This is a genomic window from Humisphaera borealis (genome assembly GCF_015169395.1).
Taxonomy (GTDB): Bacteria; Planctomycetota; Phycisphaerae; order Tepidisphaerales; family Tepidisphaeraceae; genus Humisphaera; species Humisphaera borealis.
Genome location: NZ_CP063458.1, coordinates 4,757,050 through 4,772,744, shown reverse-complemented (window position 1 = coordinate 4,772,744; position 15,695 = coordinate 4,757,050). Strand labels below are relative to the sequence as shown.

The following is a 15,695-nucleotide window of genomic DNA, read 5'->3' as shown; positions in this document are numbered from 1 at the left end:
CGTCACGTGACGCTACAGGTCTGACCTTTTTCGACGCTGCACACCGATGAACGATTGGGATGATGCCGAGCGACGGGTCGAAAGAGCCCAGGAACTCTTTGAACAGCAACGCTGGAGCGAGGCGCTGGAGGAACTGCGCGCCGCCACGAACATCAATCCGTACAACGCCGCCTGGTACTTCAATATCGGCCTGACGCTCGACGAAATGGACCGATTCGACGAGGCGATTGATGCCTACCGCCGGGCCCTGGAGATCGAACCCAACGACCTGCACGCGATGACGCACATCGGCGCCGACCTTCGACGGCTCGGCCGACTCGACGAATCCATCGCCACCTTCGAGCGCATCGAGGCCGTCGATCCCAGCTACGAACCGAGCTATTGCAACCGCATCCTCGCTTACGCCGAGATCGGCGACCACCAGCGCGCCGAGGAAATGTTCTACACCGCCCGGCTGTTCAAGGATCAGTGTCCCGATTGCTATCACAACCTGGGACTGAGCCTGCTGGAACGGGGCAATCTCGACAAAGCCGTCTGGTGCTTCCGCAAGGCCGCTGAACTTGACGAAAGCTTTCCGCAGATCGAGCTCCGCATCGCCGAGTCCCTTTGGCAAAAGGGGGAACTTGAGGCCGCGCGCCAGCACTACCTGATGTCACTGCGCAAGGAGCCGGGCAATACCGACACGTTACTGGACCTGGGCGAATTGCTGATCGAGATGGGCCGGGTCGATGAGGCGGGGGAAAAGTTCCATCGCGCCATCGAACTGGCCCCCGAACGCCCGGCCGGCTACTTCCACTACGGTCAGTGGCTCCTGCGACACGGCGCTGCCAGCGCGGGCCTGGCGTCTGCGGCATCGGCGGATGCCAATGGCTTCCGCATCGGCGCGTTTTCCGAGCGCACTGCCTTCGCCCACGACCGCGCCGCCGACGCCTTTCGCCGAGTTCTGGCGCTGGACCCCACCTTTGCCGGCGCACACCTGAGGCTGGCCGGCATTCACCATTCGCGTGGGGAACGCACGCTGGCCCGCAAGCACCTACGCGCCGAGATGCTCCTGCGACCGCACAACCCCCAGATTCTCCTGGAGCTGTCGAATCTCCTGATCGACACCGGCTTGTCCCGCGCCTCGATCGCCTGCCTAAAACGCCTTGTATCTCTCGACCCCGACCACGCCGACGGCTGGCAGAACCTGGCCGTCGCGCAATTCCTCTGCGACCGCTTCGAAGACGGCATCGAAAGCTGCCGACGCTGCCTGGCGGTTGATCCCAAGCACGTGATGGCGGTCTACAACCTCGCGCTGGCGTACGAGCGGCTCCGCAAGTACGAACAAGCCACCTACTGGGTGGAAGAGGGCCTGCGGCTCGACCCGCGCGATGCCTCGCTGCAACGGCTGGAACTCCGCATCCGGGTGCTGAGGTGGAAAGACTGGCTCGGGCGGGCGCTGAAGAATCTGCTCTTCCCCACGCCGACCGGCGCGGTGCAGGGCGTGCGGCATCTGTGGCGGGGACGGAAGCACTGATCGGGCGAACCGTCCGTCGCCGTCGGTTCGTTCCCGTCACTTAGCGAACCTTCACCACGATCATCGTCACGTCGTCCGTTCGCTTGGCCATCCCCACAAACTTCCGCTGACGCCAGAGCACGTTCTGGGCGATCTCCTCGGCGGTTTTGCCACCCTCTTTGAACGCCTCGATCACACGCTGCCGGCCGAACGCCTCGTCGAGGAAGTTACGGCCGTCGGGAAGGCCGTCGGTGTACAGCAGCAGCGCATCGCCCGGCTCCAGGTGAATGAAGGACTGCTTGTAGTCTTCGTCCGGATCGACCCCCAACACCATGTTGTCGGCGTTCAACTCCGTCACCTGCCCGTTGCGGAAAAGCATCGCCGGCGGATGACCCGCGTTGCAGTACGTGAACCGGCGGTTGCGCGCATCGAGCACGCCATAAAACAGCGTGACGAACTCTCCCGGCCGTACGTCGCGGCAGGCGAGTAGGTTGATTCGCTTCACCACTTCGTACAGGTAATAGACGTTATCGACCTGCGCCCGCAGGAATGACCGCACCATCGCCATGGTCAAGCTCGCGGGCACGCCTTTGCCGCTGACGTCGGCGATCGCCAGGCCCAGGTTGTCGTCGGGGAGCGTAATGAAGTCGAAGAAGTCGCCACCCAGCGTGTAGCACGGCACATAGACGCTGGCCAGGTCGAGACCCGGAACGACTGGCGGGGTTTGCGGGATCATCCGCTGCTGGACGTCGGCAGCGGTCTGGACTTCGCGCTCCAGCGCGTCGGCGACGGCCGCGTCTTCCAGCAGTCGCGTATTCTCGATCGCCGCCGCCGCCTGCGCCGCCACCGCCTTGAGCAGGTCGATCTTCAGCGGGCTAAAGCGCTGCTCGTGGTCCGTATAAACACGCATCACGCCGACCGGCCGCCCTTTGTACCGCATGCCGACCGAAAGCATCGACACAATGCCTTCGCGGGCAGACTCCTGCGGAAAGATCACCCTCGGGTCATCCTGCATGTTGGCAACGAACGCGAAGCCGTCGGCCCCGAGCGCCTCAAGGTCGATCTCGGCTTTGCTGAGCTGGATGCGACCCTTGCTCAGGTATTGCGGCGAGAGATTGAAGACCGCTTGGATCGTCAGCTCATCGCGCTCTTCATCGACAAGGCGGATGGAGGCGGCCTTGGCGCTCATCACCTCGGCGACGAACCGCGCCGCGCGGTTCAGCACCTTTTTCAGGTCGCGCGATTCCGAGAGCATCATCGTGATGCTGTAAACCGCGGTGATCTCGTTGATCCGCTGGCGGAGCTGGTATTCCTGGAAGCAGAGCCGTGCGATCGCGTTGGCCAGCAGGAACAAAAACTGGATCGACGCCGCCTGCCCCCCGCGCGCCCGATTGAGCTGGGTGGCGAGCGTCTTGAGTTGCTTGATGTCCAGACCGTACTTCAGAGCCAGTTGCTGGAGCTTGCCCTCGTCGATCGGTGCCGGGGACGAAGTGGCCGACATGCGGATGGTGCCCACGCGCTTGTCGTCAACGACAATCGGAGCGACGTATTCGGCACCGGCCCGGGTGGGCTGCCCGTCTTCGGCCAGCCCGGCGGCCTCGGCCAGGGCACGCTGCCGCCGCAGAAAACCGCGCGTCGGCATCGCCTGGGTCAGCACGTTGCCCTCGGCGTCGGTGATGGTCGCCTTCACCTGCGCCACCGCGGCGAACGAGTCCTGAATCTCCTGGAGCGTCTCGCGGTCCACGAAATCGGTAAGGCTTAGATTGTCGGTGTCGGGGAGGGCCATGGATGAACTGCTTCCGGTCGCGGCAGAATGTAGGCGACGCGATCAAAAATGGAAGGGTTCGACCGTCACGGTGTTTGCCGAACAGAAAGCAATGTCTCCCTCACCGACCGTTCCATTCCCGTATCATACGAGATCCGTCCCAAGCGGTGTTTCGGCGACAGCCTTGGAATGAGGTCTGCGTTACAGCAGGTATCCAGGGAGTGTGAGCTATCTGAGAGCGGGCGCGGCAACAGGTGCCCTGATCAGTTCAATGTGAGAAGGCCAGAATCGCCAAAACGACCGCCAGGATACCAACCCCGAAAATCACCAGAAGGCGGTTGCGGTAGGACTTGAGCCGCTGGCGGTCTGCTACAGCGCGACGGGCAACGCCCGCTTCCATGGCTTGCCAGGTATTGGCGGCCTCTTCGGGATTGCGTTGGGCCAGGAGCAGTTCAAGGCTCCGAACCACCGTAAACAAGAGGCAGCCCAGCGCCTCGGGAACTTTCACGGCGGCGATGTCCGAGGTAGTCGGGTCCAGCAGCGTGACATGGTTCTTCTGGTGCTTGTCGTTCTTCGGATAGATCGACGCCGCTACGACGACTCTGCCACGGTCCCACTCCAGTCGAACCCGCTGCGGCAGTTCTGAAAGCGATTTCGCCGACCCCGCCCCTGCCTTGCCGCGCAAGAGCTCGATCGCCTGCCACGCACCGCCCATGGTGAACGCGGTCTCGGCCTGGGCCTGGAATCCGCGGGCTGAAAGAAACTCCCCCGCCGTCGTCAGCGCCTGGCCGACGGGCATGGTGGTGACAAAGGTGTGCTCGATGACCACGCGTCGCCTCTCCAACAGGCAGGGAGAATTGCTGCCGAATGACTACTGCAATCCGAACTTTCGCTTGATCTCGTCGCTCTTCTTTGCAGCGTTCATCCCCTGCACGAGCAGGGCGATGATCACAATGTTCAACCACGGAATGGTCACTTTCCCGGACGACGCATTCAGCGCGAATGTCACCACCGTGAAGATGACGTAGATGATCATCCCGATGAGCGAAGGCAGGAACGGAGTCTTGCGCGCCCAGAACCAGAGCCCGAAGTAGAGAGCCCCGAACAGGCCGCTGACTGCCAGAATCGTTGCCAGGACGGTCTCATCCATTCGGTTGCGGCCCGCCTGGGAGCCGATCGCATAAAAGATCGCCCCTGCGACCAGGTTAAGGATCGCAACAGCCAGAAGGGTATTGGTTGCCTTCTTCGACTGTTTGCGAAGTTCGTCGCTCTGGAGCTTTGCCCCGGCCGAGGAAGTCGCTTCTGCGCCGCCGGTCACCAGTCGCGGCGAAGTCGCCACTGTCGGTAGAGCCATCTGACAGTGATGGCAGAGCTGGGCGGTCTGGTAGTTCTGAGCGCCGCAGTGCGGGCAGGTCACAAACTCGGTCGAGGTGGTCATGTGGGAGGCCCCCGAAGAGACAGGAATCAGGACGTGAAAGCCGGCCAAGCCAAGGGCTATGACCGGCGACCGTACGACCCGCTCACTTTATCGCCGTCTCCTCGCTCTTGCCAATGGTCGCGACTTCGACCACCGCCGACCCGCCTGACTTAGCCGCCCTTTTGGCCCGGATGAACTCGATCGCCATCGGCAGGACCGAAATCACCACGATGCCGACGATGACCAGTTCGAAGTTCTTCTTCACGAACGGCGTGCTGCCGAACAGGACGCCGGCACCAACGCAAATTGACACCCACGCGATCGCCCCGACGACGTTGTACATCGCGAACTTGAGATAATTCATCTTGCCGACGCCGGCCACGAAAGGGGCGAACGTGCGGACGACCGGAACGAACCGGGCCAGGATGATCGTCTTGCCACCGTACTTCTCGTAGAACTCCTGGGCCCGAAGCAGGTGCTTTTTATTCAGCAGTTTGTCCATCACGCCCTTCTTTGCCCCAGGCCCTTCGTCGCGACTGAACACTTTCGGACCCAGCTTGAAGCCGATCCAGTAATTCACCGCGTCACCGATGATCGCGGCGATGATCAGCAGGGTTGTAATCAACGGGAGGTTGATGCCCACGTCCCGCGTGCCGATAGCACCTAAGGCGAACAGGAGCGAATCCCCCGGCAGGAAGGGCGTTACGACCAGGCCGGTTTCGGCGAATACGATCGCAAACAGCACCACGTAAAGGTTTGTGGTGCCGATATAAGTGATCATCGCCTCCCATTTGGCGTCCTCTCCGAGGTGTCGCAGCAGATCGAATAACAGCGAGAAAAACTTCATCCGGACTCCGCAAGCGAATGCCAAACTGGCGGCCACCGGGGCAAACGCCGCTCGAGGCCGATCCAGCAGTCGGTGATAGCCGAAGCAGCCCGCCGGCTCAACCCGCGGACGTGCGCGCACCATCACCGCCTGCCATTATCGGCAAACCGGCGAAACGCGACTGCCAAAAATCTCCGTAACACAACACTCGCCGATTCCTTGATAACCCGGCGGTGCAACCTAGAATCGTTCGGTCGCGAGCGGCCAGCGGGCAGTCGATGGTCGCGGCTGTTGTACGCGACGGAACGGAAGACAGTGTTCGTAGCGGAACTCGTTGATTCGTGAGAACCCCCGCAGGGATGCGGCTCACGACCCTCGCCGGCCGAAGGCAGGCGACGGAAATGTATTGAAAAGATGAAGCACATGGCTTCACCGGACAATCCGGGGAAGATCAGTGCCGAGCAGGAGAACAATATGTTCGAGCGGTTCACAGATCGGGCTCGTAAGGTGATGGCGCTGGCCAATCAGGAAGCCCAGCGCTTCAATCACGAGTACATCGGAACGGAGCACATCCTTCTTGGCCTGGTCAAGGAAGGTTCCGGTGTGGGCGCAAATGTATTGAAGAATCTGGACGTCGACCTGCGTAAGGTTCGACTCGAGGTGGAGAAGCTCGTCAAGAGCGGCCCCGACATGGTGACGATGGGCAAACTGCCCCAGACACCCCGGGCCAAAAAGGTCATCGAGTACGCGATCGAGGAAGCGCGGAACCTTAACCACAACTACGTCGGCACCGAGCACCTGCTGCTCGGCCTCCTTCGCGAGCACGACGGCGTTGCGGCACAGGTCCTGATGAACCTGAATCTGAAGCTGGAAGAGGTGAGGGAGGAAGTTCTCAACCTTCTGGGAGCCGGCGTGGAAACTGAAGAACCTGCACAGGAAAAACAGTCCTCTAAGGGCAAAAGCAAAACCCCCGCACTCGACAGCTTCGGTCGAGACCTGACCGAACTGGCCAAAGAGGGCCAGCTCGACCCGGTCATCGGTCGCAAGAACGAGATCGAGCGGGTCATCCAGATCCTCTGCCGTCGGCAGAAGAACAACCCCGTTCTCCTCGGCGAGGCCGGCGTGGGCAAGACCGCGATCGTCGAGGGCCTCGCCCAGATGATCATCACCGGTCAGGTCCCCGAGCTGCTTGCCGACCGACGGCTGGTCGTGCTTGATCTGGCGATGATGGTCGCCGGTACCAAGTACCGCGGCCAATTCGAGGAACGCATCAAGGCGGTGATGAACGAAGTTCGTCGCGCCAAGAACGTCATCCTCTTCATCGACGAGCTGCACACGCTGGTGGGTGCCGGTGGAGCCGAAGGCGCGATCGACGCGTCCAACGTGCTCAAGCCCGCCCTCAGCCGTGGCGAAATCCAGTGCATCGGTGCGACGACCTTCGACGAGTACCGCAAGTACATCGAGAAGGACGCCGCCTTGGCCCGCCGATTCCAGTCGGTCACGGTCGAGCCGCCCAACAAGAAGGACGCCGTCGAAATCCTTCGCGGCCTGCGCGATCGGTACGAAGCGCATCACCGCGTGCAGATCACCGATGCCGCTCTCGAAGCCGCGGTCGAGCTGTCCGACCGGTACATCACCGGCCGTGCGTTGCCCGACAAGGCAATCGACGTCCTCGACGAAGCGGGTGCCCGCATCCGCCTGCGGTCGATGACCAAGCCGCCAAATCTCGCCGAGTTGGAAGAGCAGATCGAACGGCTGAGCATCCAGAAGGACGAAGCGGTCAAGAACGCCGAGTACGAAGAAGCCGCCCGCCTTCGCGACAGCGCCGAGACGCTGCGTGCTAAGAAGGAAGAGATGCAGCGGGCCTGGCGCGACCGCGCCAAGGAAGTGGACGGCGTCGTCGATGAAGAAGTCATCGCCGAGGTCGTCAGCAAGATGACCGGTGTGCCGCTCACGCGCCTGGAGAAGGAAGAAGCCCAGCGCCTGCTCGAACTCGAAAATGAGCTGCACCGCCGAGTCATCAGCCAGGACGAGGCGATCAAGGCGATCAGCAAGACGATCCGCCGCGCTCGCAGCGGCCTCAAGGATCCGAACCGACCGATGGGTTCGTTCCTGTTCCTCGGACCGTCCGGCGTCGGCAAGACGCTGCTGTCCAAGGCGCTCGCCGAGTTCATGTTCGGCGACGAAGACGCGCTCATTCAGATCGACATGAGCGAGTACATGGAGAAGCACAACGTCAGCCGGCTGATCGGCGCGCCCCCGGGCTACGTCGGTTACGAAGAAGGCGGCCAGCTCACCGAGCGCATCCGCCGTCGGCCGTACAGCGTGGTCCTGCTCGACGAAATCGAGAAGGCCCACCCCGACGTGTTCAACATGCTGCTGCAGATCATGGAAGAAGGCCGGCTGACCGACTCGTTCGGCCGGCACGTCGACTTCCGCAATGTCATCATGATCATGACCTCGAACATCGGTTCGGAGCTGATCAAGGGTGGCGGACCGTCGATGGTGCTCTCGAACTTCGGCCGCAAGGCATCGGGCCAGCAGGAAGAGCGCAACTACCAGCAGATCAAGGACACGGTCATGAAGGAACTCGAACGCTTCATGCGTCCGGAGTTCATCGGCCGTCTCGACGACGTCATCGTGTTCCGTCCGCTCAACCGTTCCCACCTGGAGAACATCGTCGAGCTGGAACTGAAGAAGGTGACCAAGCGCCTGGTCGATCACGGACTCAAGATCGAGGTGACCAACGAAGCCAAGGAGTTCCTGATCGAGAAGGGAACGAATGCCGACTTTGGCGCTCGACCGCTGCGTCGGGCGATCGAGCAGCACGTGGAAGACCCGCTGTCGGAAGACATCCTGCGTGGCGCCTTCAAGGGCAAGGATGTCATCCGTATCTCGGTGAAAGAGAACGACGACAAGGTCAAGCACCTGTACTTCGAGACCGGCACCGACGGCGACGGCAAGAGCGAAGCCGAAAAGGGTCAGCTCGCCAAGGCCGCCAGCAGCGACGCGACCTAACAGTTCGCGAAGCTTGTCATCATGCAATCCCACACGCCCGGAACGTTTCGTTCCGGGCGTGTCTGTTTAGCGGGTATCATCCGTCCCATGACCGAGATTGGTGAAGACACGCTCGAACGCGCCCGAAGCGGGAACCGCCGTGCGATTGAAGCGGTCTTCCGACAAGTGCACCCCGGCGTTTGTCGGCTGGTGCGTGCCCTCTGCGGCGACGCCGACTTCGCAGATCGCATCGTCGACATCAGCTTCCGCCACGCGCTGACGGTGCTGCCCCGCTGGAACGAACACGTCGATCCCGAGCACTGGTTCTCGCACCACGCCCTTCAGACGGTCCGAAGGGTGTCGCCCGGCCGGCCCGATTCGGCGGATGACCTGCTCGTGAAAGCGGTCGCTTCCGACCAGCAAACCCCCGCGTGGGCCGCGTTCGTCCGCGGGATCCGCCGACTGCCACCGCAGCAGGCCGAGGCGTTTATCCTGCATCATGGCCAGCGGATGAACAGCCGGCTGCTGGGGGTGTCGATGGACTGTTCGACCACCGCCGCCGAGAACCACCTTCGCGCCGCCGACAATGCGATGCGGGCGCTAGCGGGCGAACAGTTCGAACCTCTGACGCGTGTGCTTCGCACGGCCGTTGTCGCACTGGGTCCCTCCCCCGATGTCACGGAACAGTTCGTCACTGCCCGTGTCGGTGCCTGGGCGGATCGTCGGTCGGCGGTCCGAATTGCCCGGCTCGTATTCCTGACCGTTGTCATCTCGTTGCTCGCTCTTGCGTGGATTTACCGCGCCGACTTGCTGAGACTCATCGGACTACAGTGATCCGTCTTTGGCGATGATCTGTCTTTGGCTCGATGCACCACGCCCACCGCGCCGCGGTGGGTCCCACGGACTGCTGTCCGTGGGCGTGTACGCAAACGCGTCGTCTCGTTCGGAACTGTCTTCAAGTGACCGCACCCCAATGGACTGGCTCTACTACGCAATCCTCGCCCTGCTGCTGATCTGCGGGCTCGTGCTGAATGTCCTGACGCTGCCCGGCAACTGGCTCATCCTGCTGTGCGCCTTTCTCTACGGCTGGGTTACGGGATGGGCCTACGTCGGCCTCTACACGATGATCGCACTGCTGGTGCTCGCGACGGTGGGCGAGGTGGTCGAGTTCCTCGCCGCCGGCCGGGCGACCTCCAAGATCGGCGGCAGCCGATGGGGTTCAGTCGGCGCGATCGTCGGCGGGCTGGCGGGCGCGATCTTCCTGACCGGGCTCATCCCCATCCCGGTGGTCGGCACGCTCATCGGCGTGCTGGCCGGCACGTTCCTGGGCGCAACGCTCGGTGAATGGATCGCCGGCAAGAAGGTCTATCACACGATCGTCATCGGCGCCGTCGCCACCAAGGGACGACTCTACGGCACGATCCTGAAAGTGGTCTTCGGCTTCGTGATGTTCATCTGGGCGATGGCGATGGCGCTGCCTGTTCACTTCACGTAGGCGTGCTTCACGAAGGGCGGGCATTGCCCGCCGGATGGGCTTCTGGGGAGGACAAGTTTTCATTGGACAGAACACGGGCGACCCGTACAATATGCTAACGCGGTTTTCCCCCGACCGTTTTCGACGCCCGCTCGAGCAGTGCGTCGATCGTTCCGCCCGAATCTGTGAGCCTGTTGGGGTGGCATGGGCAAGCGTACTCACTTGCCCGTGGTGGACGCCGATTGCCGTTCGACACGGGCAAGCGAGTACGCTTGCCTATGCCACCCAGCAACGGAATCGTCCGACAGTCGCGTGGCGCCAAAACGACGAATTCGGCAAAACAAAGCCACCGAGATCTGCGATGAGCACTCGCTATAACGCTGTTTTTAAATCGCACTCAATGGCTTTCAACACAGTCGCCGACCGCCAGGGCAATCGCATGTGCCTGACTCGAATGTGCGCGGTGGCGTTTGTGGTGCGGGCTTCAGCCTGCACATGCTCGGATGCAGGCTAAAGCCTGCACCACAATGGGCGCATGCGATTGCCCTGCGCCGACCGCCCGAATTCTTGCCCGCACGGGTGCTGACCCGTATCGTTCGCGGTTGCCGCGGGGGAGCCGATTTCCCGTCCCGGCAAGGAGGCCGAATGCCCGTTCAATTCGTCGTCGGCCGCGCCGGGACCGGCAAAACCTACCGCACCCTCGACCTCGTCGCCGGGCATTGCCGCAGTCAGCCGCTGGGCCGGCCGATCTGGCTGATCGTCCCGCGCCAGGCGACGTTCGAATACGAACGGGCGTTGGTCGCTCGTCTCGGCGCGTTCGCCCGGGTGCGCGTCGTCGGCATGGAATCGCTCGGACAGGCCGTCCTCGACGAAGTCGGCGGCATGGCGATGCCCCAGGTATCGTCGGCAGGTCGGCAGATGGTCATCGGTCGGCTGCTCTGGCGGCACCATGACCAACTTCGCTATTTCGGTTCGTCCGCCCGGCGGCCGGGCCTGGCCGCATCGGTGGATGCGATGTTCGACGACTTCGAGCGGTCCGGCCAGCCGCTGACCGATCTCGGCGACGTCATCGATCAATTCGGCAAGTCGGGCGCTTCGCCGTCGCTGCACGCCAAGCTCGCCGACCTCCGACTGCTGTACGGCCACTATCAGCAATACCTCGGCCAGGATCGGCTCGACCCCGAGAAGCGGCGGCAGGAGATTACCCGCCGGCTGCGCCGCGCCGAATCGCTCAACAGCGCTCTGGTGTTCGTCGACGCGTTCTACGAGTTCACCGAGAACGAACGGCTGACCCTCGCCGAAGTGGCCGCCGTCGCCGAGCGGATGGAGATCAACCTCACCCTCCCGCCCGACAGCGCCGTGCTCGGCGACCCCAAACGCCTGCCCGACGATCTGAGCCCCTTCCATCGCACCGAGGTCGCCTACCAGCGGCTCTACCGCACGATGCAGAAGGCCGGCGTGAAAATCGAATCCCCCCTGCCGTTGCACGAGCCCCGGCGATTTCAGGCCGACGCGCTGAAGCACATTGAAGCCCGTCTCTGGTCGTCGGACACCACCGCTTCATCCGTCGCCCCCGATCCTGCATCCGTCGACTTCATTGAAGCCCCCGACACCCGCACCGAGGTTCAGCGCGTCGCGGCGTGCATCGGTGACCTGCTCCGCACCGATGGCTTCCGCCGGCGCGACATCCTGGTGCTCGTCCGTGGCATGTCGGACTACCTGCACCTGATCCATGCGGCGTTTGCCGAGCACGGCATTCCGTACTTTGCCGACCGGCGTCGGCCGGCGTCGCACCATCCGCTGATCCGGTTCGTCCGCGCGGCGGTGTGGATCGCCCGCGACCGCTGGTCGCCGGAAGCGGTGATCGCACTCGGCAAGACCGAACTGTCCGGCCTGACCCAGCCCGAGGCCGACCGGCTCGAGAACCGCGTACGCGAGTTCGGCATCACCGCTTCGGCGTGGCTGAACGAAACGTCGCTCGGCTACAGCCGGGAGAGCCTGCCCGGCGACGAAGAGTTCGAGCCCGCCGCCCCGCCGCCGGACGAAACCGACGATACCCTGGCGAAAGCCGAAGCGGCCGGTGATGTAACCGCGGTACAAACCACCCTCCCGCCCACGGGGCGCGACCTGAACGCGGTCCGTTCGCACCTGCAGGAGCGATTGAACCCGCTGATCGCTTTGCTCGGCCGCACTGCGGGGCCGGCGACGCTGCGAACGATGGCGATCGGTGTCGGACAGGTGATCGAAGCGTTCGGCGTCCGCCAAACCGTCGCCAGCTGGATCGACGCCGAAGCAGAGCGCAATCCCGAGCAGGCCGGCGAGCACGAGCAGGTCTGGAGCCAGCTTCAGCAGTTGTTGCAGGAGATGGTGGAAGTGCTCGGCGACGAGGAAATGCACCCGGCGGAGTTCATCGAAGTGCTTGAAACGGGTCTCGACGGTTTCGACCTGGCCATCCCGCCGGCCACGCTCGACCAGGTGCTCGTCGGCACGGTGGACCGCACGCGATCGATCGACGCCAAGGCGGTGTTCGTCCTGGGCCTGAGCCGGGGGATGTTCCCGAGATCCCACCGCGACGGCTCGCTGCTGTCCGCACCCGAACGCCGCGAACTGCACCGGCGAAACATCGCGATCGACGCCGATATCGAACGCAAGCAGCTCGACGAACGATTCTTGGCGTATGTCGCGTTCACACGGGCGTCGCACCGGCTGATCGTGTCGCGACCCCAGGCGAGCGAACGCGGCGCGAAGCTGGATTCGTCGGAATTCTGGGACCGGCTGCGGGCGCTGGTCCCCGATGCGCCAATGGAGCAATGCCACCAGTCGCCGATGGAGCAACTGTCGACGCCGCGGGCACTCGTCGGCACGATGCTCGACTGGGCCCGGCAGTTGCACGACGCCAATGCCGACGCCAGCTCGCCGATCGCAAACGACTGGCGACGGCCGCTCTACGACTGGCTGGCCAGCAGGCCGTACACCCCGGTCGCCATACCATTCGGATGCCACCCAAGGATGTCCGTCACGTCGGAGTTGGAGTCGTGCGTCGCCGTCGACCGGCTCGTCAACCTCGCGTGGCCGTCGCTGACTTACAGCAATCATCCGAAGCTGTCCGAAGCCGTCACCCAGCAGCTCTTCGCGCCGCCGCTGACGGTCAGCGCGGCCCAGCTCGAAAGCTTTGCGTCATGCCCGTTCCAGCACTTTGCGGGGTACGGACTGAAGCTCAGCCGTCGGCCGACCGCTGACATTTCGAACCTGGAGCTGAGCCGAATCTACCACGACGTGCTGCAGCGGGTGATCGATGCGGTGCTGAACACGAAGCGAAACCTCGTCGAGCTCACGCCCGACGAGATCGCCTGGCTGGTGCGGAACTGGGTGCAGCCGATCGCCCGGCAGTTGCACGGCGGACGTTTCCTGGCCGAGGCGCGGGGGCATTACATCGTCACCCGTGTCGAGCGCATGCTCGGAATGATCTTCGCCACGATGACCGAGCAACTGCGGCGCGGCGAGTTCACGCCTATCCGGGCGGCGGTGCCGTTCGGACGGGACGACTCCAAGCTGAAAAGCCCGCCGATCATGATGCCCGACGGCTCGACCGCCCGCCTGCGCGGGCAGATCGACCGCATCGACAAGACGCCGACCCAGGCGCTGGCCGTCTACGACTACCGGATGACCGAGCAACGGCTGTCGATGGCGAGCGTGTTTCACGGGCTGACGCTGCGGCTGCTGGCTTCGATGATGGTAATCGACCGGGCCGGCCTGACCATGCGCGGCCGCCCGATGCTTCCCGTTGCCGGCCTGACGTCGCGCCTGTGGCGGAACCTGCAGGACGTTGACCACCCCAGCGAAGCCCAGGACCCGACAACGCCGGAGTTCCTGCTGGCGAGCAAGCCGCGCGGCATCATCCAGGACACCCACGCCAAGGCGTTCGATAAGGAGACAGAGGCCGGCAATTCCCCCGTCGTCGCGATGTATTACAAGAAGGACGGCTCGTTCGGCCTGCGAGAGACAACCGACATCGCCGAGGAAGAGGACTTTCGGCTGCTGCTCGATTTCGTAGAAGGGAAGGTCGCCGAGCTGACCGGCAAGATCGCCGCCGGCGAGATCGACGTCGCGCCGTACTGGTTCGAAGACGAATCGCCCTGCCCGAGGTGTGATTTCAGAGCGGTGTGCCGCTTCGAGCGGCCGGTGAATTCGTACCGGAAACTGGAGTCAATGAAGCGTGAAGAATCGCTGGAAGCGATGAGGAAGAAGCGCGGATGAATCGCGAATTGGAGGGTTTTTGGGTGGCATGGGCAAACGTATTCGTTTGCCCATGCCACCCTGATAGCCCCCTACCGCAGCGCTTGGTGCCCGATGTCCCTGCGATAGTGCATGCCGTCGAAGTGGATCTTTTCCATCGCCTTGTAGGCCTTCTCGCGGGCCTCGGCGATGGTGTTGCCGATCGCGGTAACGCCGAGCACGCGGCCGCCGTCAGTGACGAGCTTGCCGTCGACGATCTTCGTACCGCCCTGGAAGACTTTGACGTCGGGCATGGCGTCGGCGTCGGCGACGCCGGTGATGGGAACGCCGGTCGGGTACTTGCCGGGGTAGCCCTTGCTGCAGGCGACGACGCAGATCGCCGGCCGCGGGTCCCACTGGAGCGTGATCTGGTCGAGCTTGCCGTCGCAGACCGCGACCATGATGTCGACGATGTCGGTCTTAAGGCGCATCATCAGCGGCTGGGTTTCGGGGTCGCCGAAGCGGCAGTTGAACTCCAGCACGCGCGGCCCCGCCGCGGTGACCATCAGGCCGGCGTAGAGGACGCCTTTGTAGTCGATGCCGTCGCGGACCAGGCCGTCGAGCGTGGGCACGAGAACCTCGCGCTCGACCTGCTTCAGGACGGCGTCGGTGATGACGGGCGTCGGCGAATACGCGCCCATGCCGCCGGTCATCGGGCCGGTGTCGCCATCGTCGACCGGCTTGTGGTCCTGGCTGGTCTCCATGACGTAGATGCTGCGGCCATCAACGAACGCGAGAACCGAGACTTCCGGCCCGGACATGAGCTCTTCGATGACGACGCGATTGCCGGCAGCCCCGTGCACCTTCTGCCGCATGGCCTGGTCGATTGCTTCCAGGGCGTCGGCAACGCGGTAGCAGACGCTGACGCCTTTGCCCTTGGCCAGCCCCGCCGCCTTTACGACGCACGGCGCGTTGCGGACCTTGACGAACTCGGTCGCGGCATCGGCGCTGGTAAAGCTGCGGGCCTCGGCGGTCGGGATCGACTGCTGCCGCATCAGCTCTTTGGCAAACCACTTGTCGGCCTCGAGCTGGGCACCGGCCTTGTTCGGGCCGAACACGCGCACCCCGGTCTTGGCCAGGTGATCGGTGATGCCAGCGGCGAGCGGATCTTCCGGCCCGACGACGACGAGCTCGATCCGGTTCTGTTGGACGAACTGCTCGATCTTCGCGAAATCGGAGAGCGAAATGTCCACGTTGTCGGCGACCTGGGCGGTGCCGGGATTGCCGGGAAGCGCGTAAAGCGACTTCACGCGAGGCGAGTCGGCCAGTTTCCAGGCCAGAGCGTGTTCACGGGCGCCGTTGCCGAGCAGAAGGACGTTCATCGTTGCAGTATCTCCGAATCGGGTCGAAACGGGGAGTGTAACGGAAAAGTCGTCGGTACGCCCGGCATCCATGAAAGAGGGCGAACGGCGGATGCCGTTCGCCCTGGGGTACATGTGAGAAAGA

The 15,695-nt window shown here is 63.5% G+C and carries 10 protein-coding genes; 5 read left to right on the top strand and 5 right to left on the bottom strand.

Features of this window, described 5'->3' with window-relative positions; translation table 11 throughout:
- Positions 1-46: 46 nt before the first annotated feature.
- A complete protein-coding gene (locus tag IPV69_RS17720) occupies positions 47-1,516 on the top strand; it encodes a tetratricopeptide repeat protein (RefSeq protein WP_206291054.1) in 1,470 nt (489 codons plus the stop codon).
- A 40-nt stretch (positions 1,517-1,556) separates the two neighbouring features.
- Here the strand turns inward: IPV69_RS17720 and IPV69_RS17715 are convergent, their stop codons facing one another.
- The 4 genes from IPV69_RS17715 to IPV69_RS17700 all read right to left on the bottom strand — a co-directional run bounded on the left by IPV69_RS17715 (position 1,557) and on the right by IPV69_RS17700 (position 5,524).
- Entirely contained in the window at positions 1,557-3,281 is a 1,725-nt protein-coding gene (locus IPV69_RS17715) for a SpoIIE family protein phosphatase (protein WP_206291053.1), read from the bottom strand.
- A gap of 247 nt (positions 3,282-3,528) precedes the next feature.
- The gene (locus IPV69_RS17710) at positions 3,529-4,089 is read right to left on the bottom strand and encodes a hypothetical protein (protein WP_206291052.1); all 561 of its coding nucleotides are present in this window, start codon (positions 4,087-4,089) and stop codon (positions 3,529-3,531) included.
- A 42-nt stretch (positions 4,090-4,131) separates the two neighbouring features.
- Entirely contained in the window at positions 4,132-4,698 is a 567-nt protein-coding gene (locus IPV69_RS17705) for a DUF7577 domain-containing protein (protein WP_206291051.1), read from the bottom strand.
- Positions 4,699-4,780: 82 nt separating this feature from the next.
- Positions 4,781-5,524, bottom strand: a complete 744-nt coding sequence (locus tag IPV69_RS17700) for a VTT domain-containing protein (RefSeq protein WP_206291050.1) — start codon at positions 5,522-5,524, stop codon at positions 4,781-4,783.
- A 453-nt stretch (positions 5,525-5,977) separates the two neighbouring features.
- Between IPV69_RS17700 and IPV69_RS17695 the strand changes: the two genes are divergently transcribed.
- The 4 genes from IPV69_RS17695 (at position 5,978) to IPV69_RS17680 (ending at position 14,231) form a co-directional block, all read left to right on the top strand.
- On the top strand, positions 5,978-8,521 hold the full coding sequence (locus IPV69_RS17695) for an ATP-dependent Clp protease ATP-binding subunit (protein ID WP_206295653.1): 2,544 nt from the start codon (positions 5,978-5,980) through the stop codon (positions 8,519-8,521).
- Positions 8,522-8,608: 87 nt separating this feature from the next.
- On the top strand, positions 8,609-9,334 hold the full coding sequence (locus IPV69_RS17690) for an RNA polymerase sigma factor (protein WP_206291049.1): 726 nt from the start codon (positions 8,609-8,611) through the stop codon (positions 9,332-9,334).
- Positions 9,335-9,473: 139 nt separating this feature from the next.
- The gene (locus IPV69_RS17685) at positions 9,474-9,995 is read left to right on the top strand and encodes a DUF456 domain-containing protein (RefSeq protein ID WP_206291048.1); all 522 of its coding nucleotides are present in this window, start codon (positions 9,474-9,476) and stop codon (positions 9,993-9,995) included.
- Between the two features lie 624 nt (positions 9,996-10,619).
- Entirely contained in the window at positions 10,620-14,231 is a 3,612-nt protein-coding gene (locus tag IPV69_RS17680) for a PD-(D/E)XK nuclease family protein (protein ID WP_206291047.1), read from the top strand.
- 71 nt (positions 14,232-14,302) lie between these two features.
- Here the strand turns inward: IPV69_RS17680 and purD are convergent, their stop codons facing one another.
- Positions 14,303-15,571 (bottom strand): phosphoribosylamine--glycine ligase, encoded by a 1,269-nt coding sequence (gene purD / locus IPV69_RS17675; RefSeq protein ID WP_206291046.1) that lies wholly within the window; start codon positions 15,569-15,571, stop codon positions 14,303-14,305.
- Positions 15,572-15,695 lie beyond the last annotated feature (124 nt).

What these genes read in the sequence shown, in the direction of transcription:
- IPV69_RS17720 (WP_206291054.1), top strand. Translation starts at nt 47, where the DNA reads ATGAACGATTGGGATGATGCCGAGCGACGGGTCGAAAGAGCCCAGGAA.
- purD (WP_206291046.1), bottom strand. Translation starts at nt 15,571, where the DNA reads ATGAACGTCCTTCTGCTCGGCAACGGCGCCCGTGAACACGCTCTGGCC.
- IPV69_RS17715 (WP_206291053.1), bottom strand. Translation starts at nt 3,281, where the DNA reads ATGGCCCTCCCCGACACCGACAATCTAAGCCTTACCGATTTCGTGGAC.
- IPV69_RS17690 (WP_206291049.1), top strand. Translation starts at nt 8,609, where the DNA reads ATGACCGAGATTGGTGAAGACACGCTCGAACGCGCCCGAAGCGGGAAC.
- IPV69_RS17695 (WP_206295653.1), top strand. Translation starts at nt 5,978, where the DNA reads ATGTTCGAGCGGTTCACAGATCGGGCTCGTAAGGTGATGGCGCTGGCC.
- IPV69_RS17680 (WP_206291047.1), top strand. Translation starts at nt 10,620, where the DNA reads ATGCCCGTTCAATTCGTCGTCGGCCGCGCCGGGACCGGCAAAACCTAC.
- IPV69_RS17705 (WP_206291051.1), bottom strand. Translation starts at nt 4,698, where the DNA reads ATGACCACCTCGACCGAGTTTGTGACCTGCCCGCACTGCGGCGCTCAG.
- IPV69_RS17700 (WP_206291050.1), bottom strand. Translation starts at nt 5,524, where the DNA reads ATGAAGTTTTTCTCGCTGTTATTCGATCTGCTGCGACACCTCGGAGAG.
- IPV69_RS17685 (WP_206291048.1), top strand. Translation starts at nt 9,474, where the DNA reads ATGGACTGGCTCTACTACGCAATCCTCGCCCTGCTGCTGATCTGCGGG.